At 57.7% G+C, this 23,213-nt stretch carries 20 protein-coding genes, 2 tRNA genes and 1 other RNA gene; 12 read left to right on the forward strand and 11 right to left on the reverse strand.

Annotation, left to right across the window (positions count from 1 at the left end; all coding sequences use genetic code 11):
• Nucleotides 1-2 precede the first annotated feature (2 nt).
• Complete coding sequence (gene rutB / locus ACOTXT_RS14755) at nucleotides 3-692, reverse strand: pyrimidine utilization protein B (protein ID WP_055322185.1); 690 nt, start codon at nucleotides 690-692, stop codon at nucleotides 3-5.
• The gene (rutA, locus tag ACOTXT_RS14760) at nucleotides 692-1,783 is read right to left on the reverse strand and encodes a pyrimidine utilization protein A (protein ID WP_055322184.1); all 1,092 of its coding nucleotides are present in this window, start codon (nucleotides 1,781-1,783) and stop codon (nucleotides 692-694) included. Before rutA ends, rutB begins: the two co-directional genes overlap by 1 nt.
• 245 nt (nucleotides 1,784-2,028) lie before the next feature.
• Between rutA and rutR the strand changes: the two genes are divergently transcribed.
• Nucleotides 2,029-2,667, forward strand: coding sequence for an HTH-type transcriptional regulator RutR (gene rutR / locus ACOTXT_RS14765; protein ID WP_008499819.1), 639 nt, complete (start codon nucleotides 2,029-2,031; stop codon nucleotides 2,665-2,667).
• Here the strand turns inward: rutR and ACOTXT_RS14770 are convergent.
• Nucleotides 2,664-3,059 carry a lysozyme inhibitor LprI family protein gene (locus tag ACOTXT_RS14770; RefSeq protein ID WP_333165996.1) on the reverse strand — a complete coding sequence of 132 codons (396 nt, stop codon included), beginning with the start codon at nucleotides 3,057-3,059 and terminating at the stop codon, nucleotides 2,664-2,666. The two genes, rutR and ACOTXT_RS14770, sit on opposite strands and share 4 nt — an antisense overlap.
• A 101-nt stretch (nucleotides 3,060-3,160) precedes the next feature.
• On the reverse strand, nucleotides 3,161-7,123 hold the full coding sequence (putA, locus tag ACOTXT_RS14775) for a trifunctional transcriptional regulator/proline dehydrogenase/L-glutamate gamma-semialdehyde dehydrogenase (protein WP_023292814.1): 3,963 nt from the start codon (nucleotides 7,121-7,123) through the stop codon (nucleotides 3,161-3,163).
• Nucleotides 7,124-7,546: 423 nt separating this feature from the next.
• Between putA and putP the strand changes: the two genes are divergently transcribed.
• On the forward strand, nucleotides 7,547-9,055 hold the full coding sequence (putP, locus tag ACOTXT_RS14780; protein ID WP_008499815.1) for a sodium/proline symporter PutP: 1,509 nt from the start codon (nucleotides 7,547-7,549) through the stop codon (nucleotides 9,053-9,055).
• Nucleotides 9,056-9,171: 116 nt separating this feature from the next.
• Nucleotides 9,172-9,591 carry a DUF3574 domain-containing protein gene (locus tag ACOTXT_RS14785; RefSeq protein ID WP_023292812.1) on the forward strand — a complete coding sequence of 140 codons (420 nt, stop codon included), beginning with the start codon at nucleotides 9,172-9,174 and terminating at the stop codon, nucleotides 9,589-9,591.
• Nucleotides 9,592-9,661: 70 nt separating this feature from the next.
• Here ACOTXT_RS14785 and ACOTXT_RS14790 read toward each other — a convergent pair whose 3' ends face one another.
• On the reverse strand, nucleotides 9,662-10,846 hold the full coding sequence (locus ACOTXT_RS14790; RefSeq protein ID WP_021240801.1) for a NupC/NupG family nucleoside CNT transporter: 1,185 nt from the start codon (nucleotides 10,844-10,846) through the stop codon (nucleotides 9,662-9,664).
• 251 nt (nucleotides 10,847-11,097) lie between these two features.
• On the opposite strand from ACOTXT_RS14790, the gene efeU reads away from it, so the two are divergent.
• The 4 genes from efeU to phoH all read left to right on the forward strand — a co-directional run bounded on the left by efeU (nucleotide 11,098) and on the right by phoH (nucleotide 15,677).
• Nucleotides 11,098-11,931, forward strand: coding sequence for an iron uptake transporter permease EfeU (gene efeU / locus ACOTXT_RS14795; RefSeq protein ID WP_008503506.1), 834 nt, complete (start codon nucleotides 11,098-11,100; stop codon nucleotides 11,929-11,931).
• Between the two features lie 40 nt (nucleotides 11,932-11,971).
• Nucleotides 11,972-13,099 (forward strand): iron uptake system protein EfeO, encoded by a 1,128-nt coding sequence (gene efeO, locus ACOTXT_RS14800; RefSeq protein ID WP_021240800.1) that lies wholly within the window; start codon nucleotides 11,972-11,974, stop codon nucleotides 13,097-13,099.
• Nucleotides 13,100-13,104: 5 nt separating this feature from the next.
• The gene (gene efeB / locus ACOTXT_RS14805; RefSeq protein ID WP_047747681.1) at nucleotides 13,105-14,388 is read left to right on the forward strand and encodes an iron uptake transporter deferrochelatase/peroxidase subunit; all 1,284 of its coding nucleotides are present in this window, start codon (nucleotides 13,105-13,107) and stop codon (nucleotides 14,386-14,388) included.
• Nucleotides 14,389-14,888: 500 nt separating this feature from the next.
• Entirely contained in the window at nucleotides 14,889-15,677 is a 789-nt protein-coding gene (gene phoH, locus ACOTXT_RS14810) for a phosphate starvation-inducible protein PhoH (protein WP_008503509.1), read from the forward strand.
• A 153-nt stretch (nucleotides 15,678-15,830) separates the two neighbouring features.
• On the opposite strand, the gene ACOTXT_RS14815 is transcribed toward phoH, so the two are convergent.
• The 3 genes from ACOTXT_RS14815 to ACOTXT_RS14825 all read right to left on the reverse strand — a co-directional run bounded on the left by ACOTXT_RS14815 (nucleotide 15,831) and on the right by ACOTXT_RS14825 (nucleotide 17,624).
• Nucleotides 15,831-15,918: transfer RNA gene (locus ACOTXT_RS14815), tRNA-Ser, on the reverse strand.
• Nucleotides 15,919-16,065: 147 nt separating this feature from the next.
• Nucleotides 16,066-16,743, reverse strand: a complete 678-nt coding sequence (locus tag ACOTXT_RS14820; protein WP_023327087.1) for an isochorismatase family protein — start codon at nucleotides 16,741-16,743, stop codon at nucleotides 16,066-16,068.
• A 20-nt stretch (nucleotides 16,744-16,763) separates the two neighbouring features.
• Complete coding sequence (locus ACOTXT_RS14825) at nucleotides 16,764-17,624, reverse strand: pirin family protein (protein WP_023292809.1); 861 nt, start codon at nucleotides 17,622-17,624, stop codon at nucleotides 16,764-16,766.
• A 109-nt stretch (nucleotides 17,625-17,733) separates the two neighbouring features.
• Here ACOTXT_RS14825 and ACOTXT_RS14830 point away from each other — a divergent pair, with 109 nt between their 5' ends.
• The gene (locus tag ACOTXT_RS14830; RefSeq protein ID WP_025912992.1) at nucleotides 17,734-18,639 is read left to right on the forward strand and encodes a LysR family transcriptional regulator; all 906 of its coding nucleotides are present in this window, start codon (nucleotides 17,734-17,736) and stop codon (nucleotides 18,637-18,639) included.
• A gap of 133 nt (nucleotides 18,640-18,772) precedes the next feature.
• On the opposite strand, the gene ACOTXT_RS14835 is transcribed toward ACOTXT_RS14830, so the two are convergent.
• Both ACOTXT_RS14835 and ACOTXT_RS14840 read right to left on the reverse strand, forming a co-directional pair.
• Nucleotides 18,773-18,908: non-coding RNA, RtT sRNA (locus tag ACOTXT_RS14835), on the reverse strand.
• Nucleotides 18,909-18,954: 46 nt separating this feature from the next.
• Nucleotides 18,955-19,042: transfer RNA gene (locus ACOTXT_RS14840), tRNA-Ser, on the reverse strand.
• A 232-nt stretch (nucleotides 19,043-19,274) separates the two neighbouring features.
• On the opposite strand from ACOTXT_RS14840, the gene ghrA reads away from it, so the two are divergent.
• The 4 genes from ghrA (at nucleotide 19,275) to ACOTXT_RS14860 (ending at nucleotide 22,190) form a co-directional block, all read left to right on the forward strand.
• On the forward strand, nucleotides 19,275-20,213 hold the full coding sequence (ghrA, locus tag ACOTXT_RS14845; RefSeq protein WP_055322336.1) for a glyoxylate/hydroxypyruvate reductase GhrA: 939 nt from the start codon (nucleotides 19,275-19,277) through the stop codon (nucleotides 20,211-20,213).
• 84 nt (nucleotides 20,214-20,297) lie between these two features.
• Nucleotides 20,298-21,035, forward strand: a complete 738-nt coding sequence (locus ACOTXT_RS14850) for a phosphatase (protein WP_008500850.1) — start codon at nucleotides 20,298-20,300, stop codon at nucleotides 21,033-21,035.
• Nucleotides 21,036-21,056: 21 nt separating this feature from the next.
• Nucleotides 21,057-21,608, forward strand: a complete 552-nt coding sequence (locus ACOTXT_RS14855) for a molecular chaperone (protein ID WP_333166598.1) — start codon at nucleotides 21,057-21,059, stop codon at nucleotides 21,606-21,608.
• A gap of 99 nt (nucleotides 21,609-21,707) precedes the next feature.
• Nucleotides 21,708-22,190, forward strand: coding sequence for a DUF1097 domain-containing protein (locus tag ACOTXT_RS14860; protein WP_072203727.1), 483 nt, complete (start codon nucleotides 21,708-21,710; stop codon nucleotides 22,188-22,190).
• A gap of 43 nt (nucleotides 22,191-22,233) precedes the next feature.
• Here ACOTXT_RS14860 and csgG read toward each other — a convergent pair whose 3' ends face one another.
• The gene (gene csgG, locus ACOTXT_RS14865; protein ID WP_021240792.1) at nucleotides 22,234-23,067 is read right to left on the reverse strand and encodes a curli production assembly/transport protein CsgG; all 834 of its coding nucleotides are present in this window, start codon (nucleotides 23,065-23,067) and stop codon (nucleotides 22,234-22,236) included.
• Between the last annotated feature and the right edge of the window lie 146 nt (nucleotides 23,068-23,213).

Here is a 23,213-nt window from a genome sequence, read left to right on the forward strand (position 1 = left end):
CCTCAGGCGATACGGGCGAGCGGAGGAGTCAGGGCGTCGCAGAACTCCGCAACGTTACTGACCCAGCCAAAAAAGGTTTCGATATTGAACAGGGCCGCCTTCTGGGCGAAATCCGGCCCGGCCTGATGGGTCGCGTCTTCCAGCACCACGCCGAAATACTCGAGGAAAAAGCCGTCGCGCAGGGTCGACTCCACGCAGACGTTGGTGGCAATGCCGGTGAAGACCAGGTGGCGAATGCCCCGGCTGCGCAGCAGGCTGTCGAGCGGCGTGTTGAAAAAGCCGCTGTAGCGCGGTTTCGGCAGGACGATATCACCCGCCTGCGGGACCAGCTCATCCACCAGCTGATAATCCCAGCCACCCTTCGCCAGCAGCTTGCCCTGCAGTTCGGGCCGTTTACGCATGGTTTTCAGGGCGTTCGACTTGTGGAAGTTCGGTGAACCGGGGCCACCGGCCTCAACGTACTGGTCATCCCAGCCGTTCTGGAACCATATGATAAGCATGCCCGCGGCGCGCGCCGCGGCGACGGCGGTTTTGATGTTCGCGATCACCGGCCGGGTGGCGGAGACGTCGAACCCCGCCAGATCCAGATAACCGCCCTGGCTGGCGTAGGCGTTTTGCATGTCCACCACGATCAGTGCGCTCTGCTTCGGCGCAAAGGTGATGGCTTCCGGGCGTGCGTTAAGGGTTGTCATTACGCTACCTCCTTCGTGACGGCAGGGATGTGGGCGCGGCACTGCATCAGCGGCTGGATGCGCTCGCCGAAGGTTTCCACGCCGGTGAGGAAGTCATCAAAGGTCAGCAGGACGCCTTCCGCCCCGGGAACGGCTGCCACTTCGTCCAGCATCCTGGCGACGCTGGCGTACGAGCCGACCAGCGTGCCCATGTTGATATTGATCGCGGAGGTCGGGTCGGCCATCTGGCGAACGTTGGTATCCGCCCCGGAGCGGGTGTCCTTCTGGCTCTGCTCGGTGAGCCAGCTCAGGGCCTCCTCGTCGGCGCCGTCCTTATAGCGCTGCCATTTGGCGCGTGCGGCCTCGTCGGTTTCGTCGGCAATGACCATAAACAGCACGTAGGAGCCCACGTCGCGCCCGGTTTTGTCGGCGGCTTCTTTCATGCGCGCGGCGGTCGGGGCGAAGGCGGCAGGCGTGTTAACCCCTTTACCGAAGCAGAAGTTGAAGTCGGCGTATTTCGCCGAGAATTCCATTCCCGCGTCGCTCTGCCCGGCGCAAATCACCTTCATCGGCACCGACGGCTGCGGGCTGACGCGGCAGTCGTTCATGGTGAAGAAGTCGCCCTTGAAATCGCTTTTGCCGGTACCCCACAGGTCGCGGAGCACCTGCACGTACTCGGTCAGGTAGTCGTAGCGGCGAGAGAAGTAATCGTCGCCCGGCCAGAGACCCATCTGCTCGTACTCCGGTTTTTGCCAGCCGGTAACCAGGTTGACGCCAAAGCGTCCGCCGGAGATGGAGTCGATGGTGGAGGCCATGCGCGCCACGATCGCCGGGGGCAGGGTGAGGGTGGCTGCGGTGGCGTAGATCTGGATCCGCGAGGTGACCGCGGCCAGCCCGGCCATCAGGGTGAAGGACTCTAGGTTGTGATCCCAGAATTCGGTTTTGCCGCCGAAGCCGCGCAGCTTGATCATCGAAAGCGCAAAGTCGAAATGGTAGTGCTCCGCTTTCTGCACGATGGCTTTATTCAGCTCAAAGGTCGGCATGTATTGCGGTGCAGTGGTCGAGATAAGCCAGCCGTTGTTGCCGATGGGTACAAATACGCCAATTTTCATCACGAACCTCTCTTCATTACGTCGCAGGTGTAACGGTGTTTTTGCAAAGGCAGTGCCAGTTTAGAAAATGGCAGTGTTATTAATGTGTTAATCAGAGGTTGGTGGTTTGATACGATTAAATGTGGACTAACTGGTCAAAAACATTGCACAGAAAACAGGCATTCATGCGCGATCGGAGTGCAGGATGTCGTGGCGAGACGGGGGTTTTGCTATGCTGAGGGCAACGCAGAATAAGGAGAGCGGGAATGACACAAGGCGCAGTGAAAACACCAGGTAAACGTTCGCAGGCGGTGAGCGCCAAGAAGCAGGCGATCCTCAGCGCGGCCCTGGAGACCTTTTCGCAGTTTGGCATTCACGGCACGCGCCTGGAGCAGGTGGCGGAGCAGTCCGGGGTGTCTAAAACCAATCTGCTCTACTATTACCCGTCGAAAGAGGCGCTGTATGTTGCGGTGATGCAGCAGATCCTCGATATCTGGCTGGCGCCGCTGAAAGCGTTCCGCGAGGAGCTGGCCCCGCTGGTGGCGATCAAAGAGTACATACGCCTGAAGCTGGAGGTGTCGCGCGATTACCCGCAGGCATCACGGCTGTTTTGTCTTGAGATGCTGCAGGGGGCGCCGCTGTTGCAGGCGGAGCTGACCGGAGATTTAAAACAGCTGGTGGACGATAAGTCGGCCATTATTGCCGGATGGGTGGCCAGCGGAAAGCTGGCTCCGGTCGATCCGCATCATCTGATCTTTATGATTTGGGCCTCCACCCAGCATTACGCTGACTTTGCGGCCCAGGTCGAGGCGGTGACCGGTAAAACGCTCCAGGACGAAGCGTTTTTCCACAGCACCCTGGAGAACGTGCAGCGGATGATTATCGAAGGGATCCGCTTGCGCTAGTTCCCCGGTGGGAGAGGGCAGCTTAAATCGCCCTCTTCACACTGCATCAGCGAGGCCAGAAACGCCTCGCGCTCCACGGTTTTCTCCGCCAGGCACTGATTCACGATCATCGGCTGAACGCTGCCGCCTTCCGTCCCCGAACCGATAAACGCACAGTCCGTGTCGCGCAGGGCAATCCAGGCCTGCTGCGCCTTTTTCAGCAGCTCGCGCTGAGGGGCTTCCGCACGCTTGACGGCGGCCTGATAGGTCTGGTTGAGCTTTTTGTCGGCAGCCTGGTACTGCTGCACGCTACAGGTATTCAGTTCAACCTGGGTGGTCGCTTTGTCGCACTCGTCGGCCAGCGCGCTGGCGCTCAGCAGCAGCGCTGCGCCTGCGAGAAATACTCTTTTCATCATCCCCTCCGTGTAAAAAAGCCGGATGCGCTGCGCTTATCCGGCCTACGGTTGTTTTGTAGCCCCGGTAAGCGTAGCGCCACCGGGGAAAGTTTACACGATTAACCGATGGTCATCAGGCTGGCGTTACCGCCCGCTGCAGCGGTGTTGACGCTGAGCGAGCGCTCCACGTACAGGCGTTCCAGCAGCAGGTTGGTTTCGCCGCGCGCGAAGCCCTGCACCGAAACAATCGCCCCGCTGCGGGCCGCAACCTGCTCGCAGAGCTCGCGCAGCTGGTCAGAATCACCGTGGTAAATGACGGCATCGAACGGCTGCGTCAGGAGCGCATCGGCTTTCGCGAAGTGAATGCGGGCCGAGACCGCTTTCGGCAGCTGTTTGGCCAGGTCGCGATGCAGCGCATCGTCCGGCCACAGCACTTCACACCCGGTGGCCATCGCGGCGGCCAGCTGTACCAGCGCGTCCTGCTCGTTATCCGCCACGCACAGAACGCGCTCGCGCGGCATCAGCGTCCAGGTATTGCGCTCGCCGGTCGGCCCCGGCAGCAGACGCTGCGTACCGGCCTGTGCCAGCTCGCCGTACTGCTGCGCAATCGCACGCAGCTCTGGACGATTATCAGCCCACTTAATCAGCGCGTCCAGCGGCTGGGTCAGCACGGTTTTCAGCTGCGCATCCACCGGATACTCCGCATCCTGACGCGCCAGGGTAACGCCCAGCGCGTTCTCAGGACGGTTCGCCAGCAGACGGTACAGGTAGAGCGGACCACCCGCTTTCGGGCCGGTGCCGGAGAGGCCTTCACCGCCGAACGGCTGCACGCCCACGACCGCGCCAACCATGTTGCGGTTGACGTACAGGTTGCCCACTTTGGCGCTGCCGGTCACCTGCGCGATGGTCTCGTCGATACGGGTATGCACGCCGAGCGTCAGGCCATAGCCGGAGGCGTTGATCTGCTCAACCAGCTCGTTGAGGTTGTTACGGTTGTAGCGCACCACGTGCAGCACCGGACCGAAGACCTCTTTTTTCAGCTCGTCGAAGCTTGCCAGCTCGATAAGCGTAGGCGGCACAAAGGTGCCGGAACGCCACTCGCGGGCGTCTTCGCTGTTGTCTCGCACCGCCTGGAACACCGGACGGCCTTTCGCGCGCATGGCCTGAATGTGGTTTTCAATATTGGCTTTGGCTTCCGCATCGATCACCGGCCCGATGTCGGTGGTGAGACGGCCCGGGTTGCCCATGCGGCATTCGGCCATCGCGCCGCGCAGCATTTTCAGGGTGTGGTCCGCCACGTCATCCTGCAGGCACAGCACGCGCAGGGCGGAGCAGCGCTGACCGGCGCTGTCGAAGGCGGAGGCCAGAACGTCAACTACCACCTGCTCGGTGAGGGCAGAGGAGTCGACGATCATGGCGTTCATGCCGCCGGTTTCCGCAATGAGCGGCGTAGGACGACCCTGCGCATCCAGACGGGTGGCAATATTGCGCTGCAGCAGCGAGGCCACTTCGGTCGAACCGGTAAACATCACGCCGCGCACGCGGTTATCGGAGGTCAGTTTGGCGCCCACGGTTTCACCGCGGCCCGGCAGCAGCTGGACCACGCCCGCCGGTACGCCTGCCTCCAGAAGAATGTTGATGCCCTGTGCGGCAATCAGCGGGGTCTGCTCCGCCGGTTTTGCCAGCACGCTGTTGCCTGCGGCCAGGGCAGCGGCAATCTGGCCGGTGAAGATCGCCAGCGGGAAGTTCCACGGGCTGATACAGACGACCGGGCCGAGCGGACGGTGGGTTTCGTTGTCGAAATCATCGCGCACCTGACCGGCGTAGTAGTGCAGGAAGTCGACCGCCTCGCGCACTTCGGCGATGGCGTTGCTGAAGGTTTTACCCGCTTCGCGCACCAGAATGCCGATGAGCGACTGCATCTGGTCTTCCATCAGCACCGCCGCGCGTTCCAGAATGGCGGCACGCTCCTGCGGCGGGGTGGCGAACCAGATAGGGGCGTTATTCACCGCGCTGTCCAGCGCCTGATCCACCTCCGCTTCGGTGGCTTCACGCACGTAGCCGACGATATCTTTTGGCTCCGCCGGGTTGATGACCGGCTGCATGTCGCCGTCAGCAACGGGCTGCTCCAGCATCGGTTTGGCCTGCCACTTCTGCAGCGCGCTGTTGAGCAGGGCAGAGGAGAGGGACGCCAGACGGTGTTCGTTGGCGAGATCCAGCCCCGCCGAGTTGACGCGCCCCTTGCCGTACAGCTCGCGCGGCAGGGCAATCTTCGGATGCGGCAGGCCAATCTGGCCTTCCTGCGCCGCCATCTTCTCAACGGCCTGCACCGGATCGGCGACCAGCTCGTCGAGCGGCAGGGTGGTGTCGGCGATGCGGTTAACGAAGGAGGTGTTCGCGCCGTTTTCCAGCAGGCGACGCACCAGATATGCCAGCAGGGTTTCGTGGGTACCTACCGGGGCGTAAATGCGGCACGGGCGGTTAAGCTTGCCGTCCGCCACTTTACCGGTCACCTGCTCGTACAGCGGTTCACCCATGCCGTGCAGGCACTGGAATTCGTACTGGCCCGGGTAGTAGTTCTGCCCGGCCAGGCTGTAAATGGCCGCCAGGGTGTGGGCGTTGTGGGTGGCGAACTGCGGATAGATCAGGTTCGGCACGCCGAGCAGCTTTTTCGCGCAGGCGAGGTAAGAGACGTCGGTATAGACCTTGCGGGTGTAGACCGGATAGCCTTCCAGCCCTTCCATCTGGGCGCGTTTGATTTCGCTGTCCCAGTAGGCCCCTTTCACCAGGCGGATCATCAGGCGACGGCGGCTGCGGCTGGCCAGGTCAATCAGGTAATCAATGACGAACGGGCAGCGCTTCTGGTAGGCCTGGATCACGAAGCCAATGCCGTTCCAGCCCGCCAGCTCCGGTTCGAAGCACAGTTTTTCCAGCAGATCGAGGGAGATCTCCAGACGGTCGGCCTCTTCGGCGTCGATGTTGATGCCGATATCATACTGGCGCGCCAGCAGGGTCAGGGACTTCAGGCGCGGGTAGAGCTCTTCCATTACCCGATCGTACTGCGCGCGGCTGTAGCGCGGGTGCAGGGCGGAAAGCTTAATGGAGATGCCCGGGCCTTCATAAATACCGCGACCGTTGGACGCTTTACCGATGGCGTGGATCGCCTGCTGGTAAGAAACCATGTAGGCCTGCGCGTCGGCGGCGGTCAGCGCCGCTTCGCCCAGCATGTCGTAGGAGTAGCGGAAACCTTTATCTTCCAGCTTGCGGGCGTTCGCCAGCGCTTCGGCAATGGTTTCCCCGGTGACGAACTGCTCGCCCATCAGACGCATCGCCATGTCCACGCCCTTGCGGATCAGCGGCTCGCCGCTCTTGCCGATGATGCGGTTCAGGGAGCGGGAGAGGTTGGCTTCGTTATGGGTCGAGACCAGTTTGCCGGTGAACAGCAGGCCCCAGGTCGCGGCGTTGACAAACAGCGACGGGCTGCGGCCAATGTGCGAATGCCAGTTGCCGTTACTGATCTTGTCGCGGATCAGCGCGTCGCGGGTGGCTTTATCCGGAATACGCAGCAGCGCTTCCGCCAGGCACATCAGCGCCACGCCTTCCTGTGAGGAGAGGGAAAACTCCTGCAGCAGACCCTGAACCATCCCGGCGCGGCCGGTGGCGGTTTTCTGGTTACGCAGTTTGTCAGCCAGCTGGTACGCCAGGCTGTGCGCCTGTGCGGCAATAGCTTCCGGCAGACGGGCCTGCTCCAGCAGCATCGGTACGGCGTCGGTTTCGGCGCGACGGTACGCACCGGTGATGGCGGCACGGCTGACGGACTGCGGCAGGATCTGCTCGGCGAATTCGAGGAACGGCTGATGGCTTTCATCGCCAGCGGCAGGCGCGTCCTCGCTTTCATTGGCGGCACCGGCGAGCAGGGCAGGCAGCTCCGGCAGGCCCTCGTCGCTCTCGAGTCTTTCGAGATAGTTAAAAATCGCCTGCTTAATTAACCAGTGCGGCGTGCGATCAATGCGGGTTGCTGCGGTCTTAATCCGTTCGCGGGTCGCGTCATCCAGCTTAACCCCCATGGTGGTCATACCCATGCCAAAGCTCCTGTTGTGCTTTCATCGTGTTTGGTCGTTAGCGTGAAATATCCACCATGTTGCAACTTTGTGCAACCGTGTTAAATGTGACCTGGTTTGCAACCCAGAAAATGAATGGATTGTTAACGAATGGTTAGCTGGAAAAACGTGCTGGCTTTGTCGCGGAAAGCCTGGTTTTATGCGGGAGTTAACACTTTTCAAAGGTGCAACCCGTAAAAGCGTGAGCGAGTGCAACCTATAGGAAACTCGTATCAAACCGGGGATGAAATTGATGTAAATGCAGTGTTAAATCGTTTGTCAGCGGAGGGCGCATACGGCAGGATAGCGCGCCCAACCGAAACACAAGATACCGTCACCTCGTTCCGGTGATCATATAACAAGGCAACCCGGATGGTTGTCGCTCGACACTTTTGGAGAATTTGAATGGCAATTAGCACACCGATGCTGGTGACATTTCTCGTTTATATTTTTGGCATGATCCTGATAGGGTTTTTGGCGTGGCGTTCCACGAAAAACTTTGACGATTACATTCTGGGCGGACGCAGTTTAGGCCCGATGGTGACCGCACTCTCCGCGGGCGCATCGGACATGAGCGGATGGCTGCTGATGGGTCTGCCGGGTGCGATTTTTATCTCCGGTATCTCTGAAAGCTGGATCGCCATCGGTCTGACCGTGGGCGCGTGGATCAACTGGAAGCTGGTGGCGGGCCGTCTGCGCGTGCATACCGAGGCTAACAATAATGCCCTGACGCTGCCGGACTACTTCACCGGACGCTTTGAAGATAACAGCCGCATTCTGCGCATTATCTCTGCCGTGGTTATCCTCCTGTTCTTTACCATCTACTGTGCCTCCGGCATCGTGGCGGGCGCGCGCCTGTTCGAAAGCACCTTCGGCATGAGCTACGAAACCGCCCTGTGGGCCGGTGCGGCGGCGACCATCCTCTATACCTTCGTGGGCGGGTTCCTGGCGGTAAGCTGGACCGACACCGTGCAGGCGAGCCTGATGATCTTTGCCCTGATCCTGACCCCGGTGATTGTGATTTTCACCGTTGGCGGCTTTGGCGAATCGCTGGAAGTGATCAAGCAGAAGAGCATTGAAAACGTCGACATGCTGAAAGGGCTGAACTTTGTCGCCATCGTCTCCCTGATGGGCTGGGGCCTGGGCTACTTCGGTCAGCCGCACATTCTGGCGCGCTTTATGGCGGCAGATTCTCATCACACCATCGTTCATGCGCGTCGCATCAGCATGACGTGGATGATTTTGTGTCTGGCGGGCGCGTGTGCGGTCGGTTTCTTCGGTATCGCCTACTTTAATAACAACCCGGCGCAGGCGGGCGCGGTGAACCAGAACGCCGAGCGCGTGTTCATCGAACTGGCGCAGATTCTGTTTAACCCGTGGATTGCCGGTATTCTGCTCTCTGCGATCCTGGCGGCGGTGATGTCCACCCTGAGCTGTCAGCTGCTGGTCTGCTCCAGTGCAATCACCGAAGACCTCTATAAGGCCTTCCTGCGTAAAAACGCGAGCCAGAAAGAGCTGGTGTGGGTAGGGCGCTTTATGGTGCTGCTGGTGGCGCTGGTGGCGATTGCGCTGGCGGCCAACCCGGAAAACCGCGTGCTGGGTCTCGTGAGCTACGCGTGGGCGGGCTTCGGTGCGGCGTTTGGTCCGGTCGTCCTGTTCTCCGTCATGTGGTCCCGTATGACCCGTAACGGCGCGCTGGCGGGGATGATTATCGGTGCGGTGACCGTTATCGTCTGGAAACAGTTCGCCTGGCTGGGCCTGTACGAAATCATTCCTGGCTTCATCTTCGGCAGCATCGGTATCGTGGTCTTCAGCCTGCTGGGTAAAGCACCGTCTGCCTCCATGCAGAAACGCTTTGCGGAAGCCGACGCGCATTACCACTCCGCGCCGCCGTCTAAGCTGCAGCCGGAATAATTTTCTCACGCAGTACCGTAGGCCGGGTAAGCGCAAGCGCCACCCGGCTTTTTTCTTGCCAAAATCCGTCTTTTCCTGTGATATCCATGTGCTTATAACAATGAGGATAGCGAAGCATGACAATCAAAACAGGGTTAATGGCGGCGGCATTATTGATGCTGGCGGGCTGCAACGCGCCATCGCAACACGCGGCGGTGGAGACCTGCAAAGCGGATAGCCAGATGCAGCAAACCACGCTCTATTTCGGCTTAAACCGTCCTGCCGGGGCGCAGATTACCAGCAACGAGTGGCAGCAGTTTGTTGACCAGGACGTGACGCCGCGCTTTCGCGATGGCTTAACGGTGTTTGATGCCCGCGGGCAGTGGCTGGGGAACGACGGAAAAGTGGCGCGCGAGCCAAGCAAGGCGCTGATGCTGATCCACGGTAAAGATGCGCAGAGCGAGAAGAACATCGAAGCGTTACGCGGGATTTATAAGTCCCGCTTCGCGCAGGAGTCGGTGATGCGTGTCGATCAGCCGGTGTGCGTGCAGTTTTAATGAAAACGGCGGGAATTCCCGCCGTTGTTGTTTTGTAGGCCGGGATCGCTGCGCGCCACCCGGCATTGCATCAGAGCACCAACCCCGCAAAGCTCGCCGACAGCAAACTCACCAGCGTCGCGCCGTACACCAGACGCAGCCCGAAACGCGATACCACGTTACCCTGCTGCTCGTTCAGGCCCTTAATCGCCCCGGCCACGATGCCGATGGAGGCAAAGTTCGCGAACGAGACGAGGAAGACGGATAAAATCCCCAGCCCGCGCGGGGACATCTGGTGGGCTATTTTCTGCAGCTCAATCATCGCCACAAATTCATTCGCCACCAGCTTGGTCGCCATAATGCTGCCCGCGTTTAAGGCATCGCTCAGCGGAATCCCTACCAGCCACGCCAGGGGATAAAATACATAGCCCAGGATCTGCTGGAAGCTCATGCCAAATACGCTGGAGAAGAGGGCATTAACGGCGCTAATAAGCGCGATAAAGCCAATCAGCATCGCCAGAATAATCATCGCCACCTTAAAACCGGCCAGAATATACTCGCCGAGCATCTCGAAGAAGCTCTGGGATTCATGCAGTTTTTCGAGCTTAACATCCGGTTCCGCTTCCGGGCGCGCCGGGTTGATGACTGAGAGGATAATAAAGGTGCTGAACATGTTGAGAATCAGCGCCGCGACGACATATTTGGCGTCGAGCATGGTCATATACGCCCCGACAATCGACAGGGAAACCGTCGACATGGCCGTGGCCGCCATGGTGAACAGACGACGCGAGGAGAGATCGCCCAGCACGCCTTTGTAGGCAATGAAGTTTTCCGACTGGCCGAGGATCAGCGAGCTCACCGCGTTAAAGGATTCCAGCTTGCCCATACCGTTCAGTTTTGACAGCAGCGTACCGATTACCCGAATAAAAATTGGCAGGATCCGCCAGTGCTGAAGAATACCGATCAGTGCGGAAATAAAAATAATCGGACAAAGCACGCCGAGGAAAATGAACGCCAGCCCTTTTTCACCCATACCGCCAAAGACGAAATTGGTGCCTTCGCCAGCAAATTTGAGCAGTGACTCAAAAAATCCTGAGACGTATTTAATCAGGAATAACCCGCTTTCGGCGTGCAGGAAAAAGAACGCCAGCGCAATTTCAATAACAATCAGCTGTAAAACAAAACGAACCCGAATTTTCCGGCGGTCAAAACTCGTAAGCCAGGCGAGCGCAAGAATAATCACCAGCGCCAGCAGGAAATGGACAATTTTAAACATGGTTTATTTTCAGTTAGGTTGTGAGGCGGATATTTAGCCACAGCCCTGAATCAGCGTAAATGGGCATTTTCGTTATAACTTATAAACCTGAACGTTACGTACGTCACTATTATCAGGCTTTGCGTTTACAACTCGTCATCAAAACACCGCACATTTCGCTTGTTTTTCTTTCCGTCGTAATGATAATCACTATCACAAGAATTTACCTTTCTTTGCATCAGTTGACCGCGATAAACATTTAAGGTGTCGGCATGTTTGTTCCATTTCTCATTATGTTACGTGAAGGGCTCGAAGCCGCCCTTATCGTGAGCCTCATCGCCAGTTATCTGAAGCGAACCCAGCGCGGGCGGTGGATTGGCGTCATGTGGGTCGGGGTATTCCTTGCCGCGGCGCTCTGCCTGGGCCTGGGCATTCTCATTAACGAAACCACCGGCGAGTTCCCGCAGAAAGAGCAGGAGCTGTTTGAAGGTATCGTGGCCGTGATTGCGGTGGTGATCCTCACCTGGATGGTGTTCTGGATGCGTAAAGTCTCGCGTAACGTGAAGGTGCAGCTGGAGCAGGCGGTGGATAACGCGCTGCAGAAGGGGAACAACCACGGCTGGGCGCTCATTATGATGGTCTTTTTCGCCGTCGCGCGTGAAGGGCTGGAGTCTGTTTTCTTCCTGCTGGCAGCGTTTCAGCAGGATGTGGGGATCTGGCCGCCGCTGGGGGCCGTGCTGGGCCTCGCCACGGCCGTGGTGCTCGGCTTCCTGCTGTACTGGGGCGGTATCCGCCTGAACCTGGGCGCCTTCTTCAAGTGGACCAGCCTGTTTATTCTGCTGGTGGCGGCGGGTCTGGCGGCTGGGGCGATTCGCGCCTTCCATGAAGCGGGCCTGTGGAACCATTTCCAGGACGTGGCGTTTGACCTCAGCAACGTTCTCTCCACGCACTCTCTGACCGGAACCCTGCTCGAAGGTATCTTCGGCTATCAGGAAACGCCGAGCGTCAGCGAGGTGGCGATGTACTTCATTTATCTGGTTCCGGCGCTGGTGCTGTTCGCAATGCCGCCGCGTACCGGCACGCAGGCGTCGCGCGTTGCGCCGTAATTTTTGATTTAGTGACAACATACTTTTAAAGGGAAGAGTCATGGCAATTCAGTTCCGTCGTAGTGCGTTATGCGCAGGCATTGCCGCGCTGTTCGCTTCTGCTTTCTCCGCCTGGGGCGCGGATGTTCCTCAGGTCAAAGTCACCGTCAATGATAAGCAGTGTGAGCCGATGACCCTCACGGTGAACAGCGGCAAAACCCAGTTTATTATTCAGAACCACAGCCAGAAGGCGCTGGAGTGGGAGATCCTGAAAGGCGTTCTGGTGGTGGAAGAGCGTGAAAATATCGCCCCTGGCTTTAGCCAGAAGATGACCGCCAACCTGCAGCCGGGCGAGTATGAGATGACCTGCGGCCTGCTGACCAACCCGAAAGGGAAGCTCATCGTCAAAGGTGAAGCGACGGCCGATGCGGCGAAAGGCGCTGCGGTGCTGAGCCTGGGCGATGCAATTACCGCGTATAAGGCGTACGTCACGAAAGAGACGGCGGAGCTGGCGACGGCAACTAAAGCCTTTACCGATGCGGTGAAGGCCGGGGATATCGAAAAAGCGAAATCCCTCTATGCGCCAACCCGTCAGCACTACGAGCGCATCGAGCCGATCGCCGAGCTGTTCTCTGACCTTGATGGCAGCATCGATGCCCGTGAAGATGATTTCGAGCAGAAGGCTGCCGATCCGAAATTCACCGGTTTCCACCGTCTGGAGAAAGCCCTGTTTGGCGACAACACCACCAAAGGGATGGAGAAATACGCTGAGCAGCTGAACAGCGACGTGCTGGAGCTGCAAAAGCGCATCAGCGAGCTGGCCTTCCCGCCGTCTAAAGTGGTGGGCGGCGCGGCCGGTCTGATTGAAGAAGTGGCCGCGAGCAAAATCAGCGGCGAAGAAGATCGCTACAGCCATACCGACCTGTGGGACTTCCAGGCAAACGTCGACGGCGCGCAGAAAATTGTTAACCTGCTGCGTCCTCAGCTGCAGAAAGAGAACGGCGAGCTGCTGGCCAAGGTGGACGCCAACTTCAAAAAGGTCGACACCATTCTGGCGAAGTACCGTACCAAAGACGGCTTTGAAACCTACGACAAGCTGACCGATGCCGACCGTAACGCGCTAAAAGGCCCGATTACCGCCCTGGCGGAAGATCTCTCCCTGCTGCGTGGCGTACTGGGTCTGGACTAAGCACGATGAATAAGCATAACGAGAGCGACGTGGCAGAGCCCTCACGTCGTCGGCTGTTAAAAGGGGTAGGGGCGCTGGGAGGCGCGCTTGCTCTGGCTGGCGGGTGTCCGGTGGCGCACGCGGCGAAACCGCAAAGCGCGCCCGGCACGCTGTCACCCAACGCCCGCATGGAGACGCAGCCGTTTTATGGCGAGCATCAGGCGGGCATTCTGACGCCGCAGCAGGCGTCGATGATGCTGGTGGCCTTTGATTCGCTGGCCAGCGATAAAGCCGATCTGGAACGCCTGTTCCGCCTGCTGACGACGCGCATCGCGTTTCTGACCGCCGGTGGACCGGCGCCCGATACGCCGAACCCGCGTCTGCCGCCAATGGACTCCGGCATTCTGGGGCCTTTCATCGCCCCGGATAACCTGACCATTACCGTTTCGCTGGGTGAATCGCTGTTTGACGCGCGCTACGGGCTGGCAAAACAGAAGCCGAAGGCGCTGCAAAAAATGACGCGTTTCCCGAATGATTCCCTGGACGCCGCCCTCTGCCACGGCGATCTGCTTCTGCAGATTTGCGCCAATACGCAGGACACGGTAATCCACGCCCTGCGCGACATCATTAAGCACACGCCGGATCTGCTGAGCGTGCGCTGGAAGCGGGAAGGGTTTATCTCTGACCACGCCGCCCGCAGCAAAGGGAAAGAGACACCGGTGAACCTGCTGGGCTTCAAGGACGGCACGGCCAACCCGGACAGCCATGATAGTGCGCTCATGAAGGAGGTGGTGTGGGTCACTGCCGATCAGGGCGAACCGGCATGGGCGGTCGGCGGTAGCTATCAGGCGGTGCGCATTATTCAGTTCCACGTGGAGTTCTGGGACCGCACGCCGCTCAAAGAGCAGCAGACGATCTTCGGTCGCGATAAGCAAAGCGGGGCGCCGCTCGGCATGAAGAACGAGCATGATGTGCCTGACTACGCCCGCGATCCGAATGGCGACGTGATTGCGCTGGACAGCCATATTCGTCTGGCCAATCCGCGTACCAAAGAGACGCAGTCCAGTCTGATGATGCGTCGGGGATACAGCTACTCGCTCGGCGTGACCAATTCCGGTCAGCTCGATATGGGGCTGCTGTTCGTCTGCTATCAGCACGATCTGGAAAAGGGCTTCCTGACCGTGCAGAAGCGGCTCAACGGCGAAGCGCTGGAAGAGTACATTAAACCCATCGGCGGCGGCTATTTCTTTGCCCTGCCAGGCGTGCGCGACAGCAACGCGTATCTCGCTCAAGGTCTTATTGAAGCCTGATAATTGTCCCTGCGACGATTCGCAGGGACATTATTTTTTCATATGACTATCCTGCTGTTATATTTCTGTAATATTTCTATATGAGACTGATTTCAACTGTAGGGACAGTCCTAAAAGTTGCATTCAGGTAAAATAAATGTTGCATTTATGATAACTCCTGATGTACTTAAGATAAGACAGCGGTAGTTCCCGGCAGTGATGCTGAATCACTATGGAGATCGCGAATGGTTGCGTCCTGTACTGGACAAGGTAAACATAACAACCGCAGCACCCGGCGCGGAGGCTCAGACTCCGGCAGCGATTTCCTCACCACTAAATTTTCCCCCCTCCCTCAAGAATCTGATTCGACCGACGTGCAGAACGGTGCGCGTAGCTGTTCCGTATCGTCATCCGATAGTGCAAGCAATGGCTTACAAGGAAGCCAACCCTCTGATGTTCGTGCGCATAATCGTGCCGACGCTGGCGCGTGTGATGAATACCAACAACTCAAGGTGCTATCCATGGGAAGACAAAAAGCAGTGATCAAAGCTCGTCGCGAAGCAAAACGTGTGCTGAGACGGGATTCACGTAGCCATAAACAGCGTGAAGAAGAATCGGTCACCTCGCTTGTGCAGATGAGTGGCGTAGAAGCAATTGGCATGGCCCGTGACAGCCGTGATAATTCTCCAATTGTGGCGCGCAATGAGGCTCAGGCGCACTACCTGAATGCTATCGAGAGTAAACAGCTCATCTTTGCAACCGGTGAAGCCGGATGCGGGAAAACCTGGATCAGTGCAGCCAAAGCGGCGGAAGCGCTGATCCATAAGGACGTGGAAAGAATCATTGTTACCCGTCCGGTACTGCAGGCTGATGAAGATCTCGGCTTCTTGCCCGGTGACATTTCGGAGAAGTTTGCCCCGTACTTCAGGCCCGTCTATGACGTGCTGGTGAAGCGGCTGGGTGCATCCTTTATGCAGTACTGCCTGCGGCCAGAGATTGGCAAGGTGGAAATCGCGCCGTTCGCCTACATGCGCGGACGTACATTTGAAAATGCGGTCGTCATTCTTGACGAGGCTCAGAACGTGACCGCTGCGCAAATGAAGATGTTTTTAACGCGCCTCGGGGAGAACGTGACGGTTATCGTTAACGGCGATATTACCCAGTGTGACCTGCCGTCCGGCGTGAAATCCGGACTGAGCGACGCGATGTCACGTTTTGAGGAAGATGAGATGATTGGGGTGGTACGCTTCACCAAAGATGACTGCGTGCGCTCGGCGCTCTGCCAGCGCACGCTGCAAGCGTATTACTGAGTGTGCAGTTGCGTTCAAGGCCCGGGAAACCGGGCTTTGTTTTATGTGCAGGCATGTTGTCGGGTGGCGCTGCGCTTACCCGACCTACAATACTGCATGCGTGCAATATGCGAAAAAAAAGCCCGCATTTTCATGCGAGCTCTTCTTTAAAGATGGCGGTGAGGGGGGGATTCGAACCCCCGATACGTTGCCGTATACACACTTTCCAGGCGTGCTCCTTCAGCCACTCGGACACCTCACCATATTGTTTTGCTGCCTGACCGCTTGGGGGGCAACGGGGCGCTACTATAGGGAGTTGCGCTGACACGGTCAAGCAGATTTTCAGCTTTAGTGCCTGTTCGGTTAAGCAATAATCAGCTCCACGGTTTTTACGCCGCGGAGCAGGGGATTAACGCTGTGAATCGAGCACTTCGCTGTTTTTAATCACTTCCTGCGCTTTGCTGTAGCTTTCGATCAGCAGCTGATAAGCCGGGAAGATGTGGGTGTACACTTCCGCCCACTCCGCCGCATCTTCACGGTTCCAGGTACGCTGGATCTCAGAGGCCACCGCCGCCGTATCCATCGGGACCACACCGGCCTGTACAACGCGCGCCAGCGTGATCTCCTGCGCCATTTTGCTGTAGGTGCCGGAGGCATCAATCACCGCAAACACCTTATACCCGTCCGCAACCGCGCTGATCGACGGGAAGGCCATGCAGACGCTGGTAATGGTACCCGCAATGATCAACGTCTTACGCCCGGTGGCTTTTACCGCCGCCACGAATTCCGGGTTATCCCAGGCGTTGATCTCGCCTTTGCGGGCAACATATTGCGCATGCGGCGCGTTGGCGTGGATCTCCGGGATAAGCGGTCCGTTCGGCCCTTGCGGGACGGATGCGGTGGTGATCACCGGGATCTTCGCCAGGGTAGCGATTTTTGCCAGCGCTGCCGCACGGGCACGCAGTTCCGGCATTGGCATATCACCAACGGTCTGGAACAGACCGCTCTGGTGATCGATAAGGAGCATCACAGCATCGTTCACATCGATGACCGGACGGGTTCCATTAAAGTTCGCAGGTGTAGACATGTTCTTCTCCTTTATTACGTTCAGAGCTGGCCGAAGCGGCCGGAATTGAAATCACGAATGGCTTCGTTGATTTCGGCTTTACTGTTCATCACAAACGGGCCGTAGCCCACGATCGGTTCATTCAGCGGCTCGCCGGCCATCAGCAGCACTTTTGCATCGCTGTTCGCTTCCAGGTGCAGTTTGTCGCCTTCCTGACTTAACACGACCAGCTGGGCTTCACCCGCCTGAGCGGTACCGTTTACCGTGATGCTGCCTTCAAGCACGACCAGCGCCGTGCTCCAGCCTTCCGGCTGAGCGAGCGTCAGATGGCTTCCCTGGTTCAGCGCGATGTCCCAGACGTTGAGCGGCGAGAAAGTGTGCGCCGGGCCGGTCACCGTGTCGTAGCGACCGGCAATAACCCGCAGCGTTCCACCGTCGTCAGGCAGCGTCACTACCGGGATGTCGGCTTTCGTAATGCTCTGGTAGCCCGGTGCGGCCATCTTGTCTTTCGCCGGCAGGTTGACCCAAAGCTGCATCATTTTGAGTTCTCCGCCTTTTTGCGAGAACGCGCTGGAGTGGAACTCCTCGTGCAAAATGCCTGCGCCGGCGGTCATCCACTGCACGTCCCCGGGGCCAATGACGCCGCCTTTCCCCGTGGAGTCGCGATGCTCCACTTCACCGGCATAGACGAGAGTGACCGTTTCAAAACCCCGGTGAGGGTGTTGGCCTACGCCGCGTTTCGCACCGTCTGCCGGAAAGGTGTATGGGCCCGCGTAGTCCAGCAGCAGGAACGGGCTGAGCGGCTCGCCGTGCGTCTGATAGGAGAACATTGAACGGACCGGGAAACCGTCGCCCACCCAGTGCTGACGAGGAGCGGTATAAACGCCAGTGATGTTTTTCATGATTAACTCCTGATGTTCTGTTGATGTAATTAGCTTATATTCAGGGTTAATATCCCGGTAGATAGTGAAAATGGCATTCACTGTTCTGAAAATAGAACGATGAGGATTTATGCAGGATCTCAATGACTTCGTCTGGTTTGTGAAGGTAGTGGAGTACGGGGGGTTTGCGGCGGCGGGAAGGGCGCTTGACCAACCCAAGTCCAAACTGAGCCGCAGGATCGCGCAGCTGGAGGAGCGGCTTGGCGTACGGTTGATACAGCGCACGACGCGGCAGTTTACGGTGACGGAAGTGGGGCACACTTTCTATCAGCACTGTAAGGCAATGCTGATAGAAGCAGAAGCGGCAGAGGAGGCCGTTGCTGCGCTGCAGGCTGAGCCGCGCGGCGTCGTCAGGATCACCTGTCCCGTCACGTTACTGCACGTCCACGTGGGACCGATGCTGGCGCGGTTTATGGCGCGCTACCCCGGGATTAATCTCCAGCTTGAGGCCACCAATCGTCGGGTCGATCTTGTTGGCGAAGGTATTGATGTGGCTATCCGCGTGCGTCCGCGTCCGTTTGATGACAGCGATCTGGTGTTAAGGGTGCTGGCTGACAGGGGGCATTGCCTGGTGGCAAGTCCGCAGTTGATTGAACGTATGGGTAAACCGCGAATGCCTTCCGAGCTCAGTGAATGGCCTGGATTAAGTATGGGGGCCGGTAAACAGGTGCATAAATGGGAGCTCAGTGGTCCAGAAGGGGCGAAAGCGGAGATCCACTACGCACCGCGCTTTATTACCACCGACATGCTGGCATTGCGGGAAGCAGCGATGGCGGGCGTGGGCGTTGTACAGTTGCCGATATTGATGGTGAAGGATCAGCTTGCGTCAGGGGAACTGGTACGGGTGCTGGACGCGTGGGAACCCCGACGGGAAGTGATTCACGCGGTTTATCCTTCGCGGCGCGGCATGCTGCCGTCGGTCAGGACGCTGGTGGATTTTCTGACTGAAGAGTATGCGAAGATGGTGGAGGAGTAGCTTTTTGTAGGTCGGGTAAGCGCAGCGCCACCCGACATAAAGAGCGCAGGGAGTTTCAAGGTTCGAATTCCCCCCTTTCGGAGAATATAAAAGAAAAAAGCCCGTACTTTCGTACGAGCTCTCATCTCGAATATGGCGGTGAGGGGGGATTGACTCGCTTCGCTCGCCCTGCGGGCAGCCTGTTCGCGACGCTCACAGTCTGTCCAACTGGCTGTCGCCAGTTGTCGAACCCCGGTCGGGGATTCTCATCCCCCCTGCATGCGTGCAATATGCGAAAAAAAAGCCCGCATTTTCATGCGAGCTCTTCTTTAAATATGGCGGTGAGGGGGGGATTCGAACCCCCGATACGTTGCCGTATACACACTTTCCAGGCGTGCTCCTTCAGCCACTCGGACACCTCACCATATTGTCATCCCGTTGTTGACGGGACGGGCGCTAATGTAAGGAAAAGCCGAACTGCCGTCAACTCACTTTTTCAGTAATTTAGCGCGTTTAGACAAACTTCAGGCAACATGATTCTTAATTGTGCTGAAAGCGTCTTTTTTATCAGCAACACAGCCGCGCAATAAATTTGTTATGCTGACAACCTCGTTAAAAAGCAAAATAAATCAGCGCAATAAAAGGCAGGAATGACTATGGATATACTTTTCTATCACCCCACGTTTGATACGGCCTACTGGATCGAGGCGCTCACGGCAGCTTTACCCGGGGCACGCGTTCGCGAGTGGAAGCGTGGAGATAACGAACATGCTGACTATGCGCTGGTCTGGCATCCGCCGGTAGAAATGCTCCAGGGCCGTAAGCTGAAGGCCGTTTTTGCCCTGGGGGCGGGCGTGGATTCCATTCTGAGCAAGCTGAAGGCGCACCCTGACATGCTGCCGGAAGCGATTCCCCTGTTCCGCCTGGAAGATACCGGCATGGGCCAGCAGATGCAGGAATATGCCGTCAGCCAGGTGCTGCACTGGTTCCGCCGTTTTGATGACTATCAGGCCTTTAAACAGCAGGCCCACTGGGAGCCGCTGCCGGATTACCGTCGCGAAGACTTTACCATCGGCATCCTCGGTGCGGGCGTGCTGGGCTCAAAAGTGGCTGAAGCTCTCGCTCCGTGGGGCTTCCCGCTGCGCTGCTGGAGCCGCAGCCGTAAGGACTATCCGGGCGTAGAGAGCTTTGCCGGCACGGATGAGCTTCCGGCCTTTCTGAACGGCACGCGCGTGCTGATCAACCTGCTGCCCAACACGGCGGAAACGGTAGGGATCATCAATGAAACCTTGCTCAACCAGTTAGCCGATCAGAGCTACCTGATGAACCTGGCGCGCGGGGTGCATCTGGTCGAGCCCGATCTGCTGAAGGCGCTGGACAGCGGAAAGCTAAAAGGCGCCATGCTGGATGTCTATAGCCGTGAGCCGCTGCCGGTGGAAAGCCTGCTGTGGGCACATCCGCGCGTGGCGATGACTCCGCACGTGGCCGCCGTGACGCGTCCGGCAGAAGCGGTGGCGTACATATCCCATACCATCAGCGAAATGGAGAAGGGTAACGCGGTCACCGGCCAGGTTGACAGACAGCGCGGCTACTGAGAGAAACCCGGCGTTCGCCGGGTTTTTGCTAATATTCGCCGCTGATAACTGCTATCCTTTGGAAAAACCGCAGAGGAGAGAGAGATGTATCCCGTTGACCTGCATATGCACACCGTCGCCAGTACCCACGCGTATAGCAACCTCCATGATTATATCGCCCAGGCGAAGCTGAAAGGCATTAAGCTGTTCGCGATCACCGATCATGGTCCGGACATGGCGGATGCGCCGCACTACTGGCATTTTGTGAATATGCGGATCTGGCCACGTCTGGTGGACGGCATTGGGATACTCCGCGGCATCGAGGCGAATATCAAAAATACCGACGGTGAGATCGACTGCACCGGGCCGATGCTGACGTCTCTGGATCTTATCCTCGCCGGTTTCCACGAGCCGGTTTTTGCACCTCAGGATAAAGAGACCAACACCGCGGCGATGATTGCCACCATTGCCAGCGGCAATGTGCACATTATCAGCCACCCCGGCAACCCGAAGTACCCGATTGATATTCAGGCTGTCGCGCAGGCGGCAGCGAAGCACCGCGTGGCGCTGGAGATTAACAACTCCTCCTTTGTTCACTCGCGCAAGGGCAGTGAAGCCAACTGCCGCGAAGTGGCCGCCGCCGTACGCGATGCGGGCGGCATGGTGGCGTTGGGTTCGGATTCCCATACCGCCTTTACGCTGGGTGATTTCAGCGAGTGCCTGAAAGTGCTCAATGACGTTAACTTCCCGGAAGCGCAAATCCTGAACGTGACTCCGCGCCGCATGCTCGATTTCCTCGAATCGCGCGGCATGGAGCCGATTGCCGAATTTGCCGATCTTTAATTGTGTAATGGAATAATAAAAATGAACGAGTTTTCCATCCTTTGCCGCGTGCTGGGTACGCTCTATTATCGCCAGCCGCAAGACCCGCTGTTGGTTCCGCTCTTTACGTTAATTCGTGAAGGTAAGCTGGCGGAGAACTGGCCGCTGGAACAGGATGATTTACTGGCGCGTCTGCAAAAAAGCTGCGACATGCAGCAGATTGCGACCGATTACAATGCGCTGTTCGTCGGCGATGAGTGCCGCGTTTCGCCATACCGTTCTGCCTGGCAGGAAGAGGCGACGGAAGCGGAAGTCCGTGCTTTCCTCTCCACGCGCGGTATGCCGCTGAGCGATACGCCTGCGGATCATATCGGTACGCTGCTGCTGGCCGCTTCCTGGATTGAAGATAACGCCGGGGATGATGAGAACGAAGCTATCGAAACGCTTTTCGAAACGTACCTGCTGCCGTGGGTCGGAACATTCCTTGGGAAAGTCGAAGCCCACGCCGCCTCGCCATTCTGGAGAACGCTGGCACCGCTGACCCGCGACGCAATTGCGGCGATGTGGGATGAGCTGGAAGAAGAGAACGAATAGTGACTTAGATCACATAAATCCTGCAACGCCGAATTTCAATTTGCACATAATGTGCTTCTGATCGCATTTCTATGGTGCGCTTCTGCTAAGATGCGCGCCATGAACATATTACTTTGTATCGCAATAACAACGGGCATTCTCTCCGGGCTCTGGGGATGGGTGGCCGTGTCTCTCGGATTGCTCAGCTGGGCTGGATTCCTTGGCTGTACGGCCTATTTCGCCTGCCCGCAGGGGGGCGTCAAAGGGCTCTTTATCTCAGGCTGCACGCTAATGAGCGGGGTGATCTGGGCGCTGGTGATCATGAAAGGCAGCGCGCTGGCGCCGCATCTGGAGATGCTGGGGTACATCATGACGGGCGTTGTTGCCTTCCTGATGTGTATTCAGGCTAAGCATCTCCTGCTTTCGTTTGTGCCGGGCACCTTTATCGGGGCGTGCGCGACCTTTGCAGGGCAGGGTGACTGGAAGCTGGTCGTTCCTTCTCTGGCGCTGGGATTGCTGTTTGGCTATGCCATGAAAAACAGCGGTCTTTGGCTGGCGTCGCGGCGGGAAAAAGCGCAAGACATCACGGCGGTGAGCGAATAAAAAAAGGCGAGATAATCATCTCGCCTTTTTTATGCGCTTCCTGTCAGGATTCCGGAGGGACTGACATATCGCGGTATTTCACCAGTATCGGGTTCTGCACGTCTGCTTTGTTTTGCAGATCCCACAGCCCGCGGTCAATACCGTCGTTGATTAAGAAGATCACGCCGGTTTCAATGGCCGACATCAGACACATCATGACCGGCTCGTTAGAGGTGTAGCCAATTTCACCCTCCAGCAAACGCTGGTAATCGATGAAGCGGAATACCCCTGCCTGAACTTCATAAGAGAGGATGGTTTTGCTGGTGTTCACCGAAGAGAGCACTTCGCCTGTACTGACGTTGACCACACGCAGGTTAACGGCGATTTGGTCGAGCTGGTACTGGGTATCCGCACCGATACCGAAGTACCGCGCGCCCGCACCACCCGATTTAACGTTACTTTCGTAACCAATAATCGATCCTTCAATCATCACGTTCGCTGCCGCCAGAGATTCCAGAGGCGTGCGGTTATTGGCCGCGACGGTACCATTCTCCTGTGCGGCACGAATGATTTTCCGTTCATTCAACAGGTTCTGAAGACCCTGACGTTCCAGCGGAATAAACCAGTGCGAATCCTTGAGCGCGGTAACCAGCATCGCGGTGGCACTTTGCGGCACGGCCGTGGAGAAGTTACTTGCCGGGTAAGGCTTAAATTGCCCGGTTTCATCCTGAATGTTGTATACGGAGACAAATATTTTCCCCGTTGGAGCAGGTAAATGCGTTAAATCACGATAACTCTGGGCCCGAGGCATTAATGTTGGTTTTGCAGCTTCTTTAGGTGGAGCAGTTAAACAACCGCTCAATAAGCACACTGCAACAAATATCAGGAAGCGCTGCATGATCGTTGTCCTTATTTAGGGAAGGTGCGAATAAGTCCGAGATGTGAGATCATCGTGTTGTAACCTGAACCCAGAATGAGTAACCGGATGAGCCAGCAACTGACTTTTGCCGACAGTGAGTTTTCCAGTAAACGCCGCCAGACCCG

It is taken from the genome of Enterobacter cloacae complex sp. IR5422 (assembly GCF_049238165.1).
GTDB lineage: Bacteria > Pseudomonadota > Gammaproteobacteria > Enterobacterales > Enterobacteriaceae > Enterobacter > Enterobacter roggenkampii.

Excerpts from the sequence above, each read along its gene's own strand:
- ACOTXT_RS14855 (WP_333166598.1), top strand. The coding sequence starts at position 21,057 with ATGAACGAGTTTTCCATCCTTTGCCGCGTGCTGGGTACGCTCTATTAT.
- ACOTXT_RS14770 (WP_333165996.1), bottom strand. The coding sequence starts at position 3,059 with ATGAAAAGAGTATTTCTCGCAGGCGCAGCGCTGCTGCTGAGCGCCAGC.
- ghrA (WP_055322336.1), top strand. The coding sequence starts at position 19,275 with ATGGATATACTTTTCTATCACCCCACGTTTGATACGGCCTACTGGATC.
- rutA (WP_055322184.1), bottom strand. The coding sequence starts at position 1,783 with ATGAAAATTGGCGTATTTGTACCCATCGGCAACAACGGCTGGCTTATC.
- putP (WP_008499815.1), top strand. The coding sequence starts at position 7,547 with ATGGCAATTAGCACACCGATGCTGGTGACATTTCTCGTTTATATTTTT.
- efeU (WP_008503506.1), top strand. The coding sequence starts at position 11,098 with ATGTTTGTTCCATTTCTCATTATGTTACGTGAAGGGCTCGAAGCCGCC.
- rutB (WP_055322185.1), bottom strand. The coding sequence starts at position 692 with ATGACAACCCTTAACGCACGCCCGGAAGCCATCACCTTTGCGCCGAAG.
- ACOTXT_RS14785 (WP_023292812.1), top strand. The coding sequence starts at position 9,172 with ATGACAATCAAAACAGGGTTAATGGCGGCGGCATTATTGATGCTGGCG.
- efeB (WP_047747681.1), top strand. The coding sequence starts at position 13,105 with ATGAATAAGCATAACGAGAGCGACGTGGCAGAGCCCTCACGTCGTCGG.
- csgG (WP_021240792.1), bottom strand. The coding sequence starts at position 23,067 with ATGCAGCGCTTCCTGATATTTGTTGCAGTGTGCTTATTGAGCGGTTGT.
- ACOTXT_RS14820 (WP_023327087.1), bottom strand. The coding sequence starts at position 16,743 with ATGTCTACACCTGCGAACTTTAATGGAACCCGTCCGGTCATCGATGTG.
- phoH (WP_008503509.1), top strand. The coding sequence starts at position 14,889 with ATGGGAAGACAAAAAGCAGTGATCAAAGCTCGTCGCGAAGCAAAACGT.
- ACOTXT_RS14790 (WP_021240801.1), bottom strand. The coding sequence starts at position 10,846 with ATGTTTAAAATTGTCCATTTCCTGCTGGCGCTGGTGATTATTCTTGCG.
- ACOTXT_RS14850 (WP_008500850.1), top strand. The coding sequence starts at position 20,298 with ATGTATCCCGTTGACCTGCATATGCACACCGTCGCCAGTACCCACGCG.
- efeO (WP_021240800.1), top strand. The coding sequence starts at position 11,972 with ATGGCAATTCAGTTCCGTCGTAGTGCGTTATGCGCAGGCATTGCCGCG.
- putA (WP_023292814.1), bottom strand. The coding sequence starts at position 7,123 with ATGGGTATGACCACCATGGGGGTTAAGCTGGATGACGCGACCCGCGAA.
- ACOTXT_RS14860 (WP_072203727.1), top strand. The coding sequence starts at position 21,708 with ATGAACATATTACTTTGTATCGCAATAACAACGGGCATTCTCTCCGGG.
- ACOTXT_RS14825 (WP_023292809.1), bottom strand. The coding sequence starts at position 17,624 with ATGAAAAACATCACTGGCGTTTATACCGCTCCTCGTCAGCACTGGGTG.
- rutR (WP_008499819.1), top strand. The coding sequence starts at position 2,029 with ATGACACAAGGCGCAGTGAAAACACCAGGTAAACGTTCGCAGGCGGTG.
- ACOTXT_RS14830 (WP_025912992.1), top strand. The coding sequence starts at position 17,734 with ATGCAGGATCTCAATGACTTCGTCTGGTTTGTGAAGGTAGTGGAGTAC.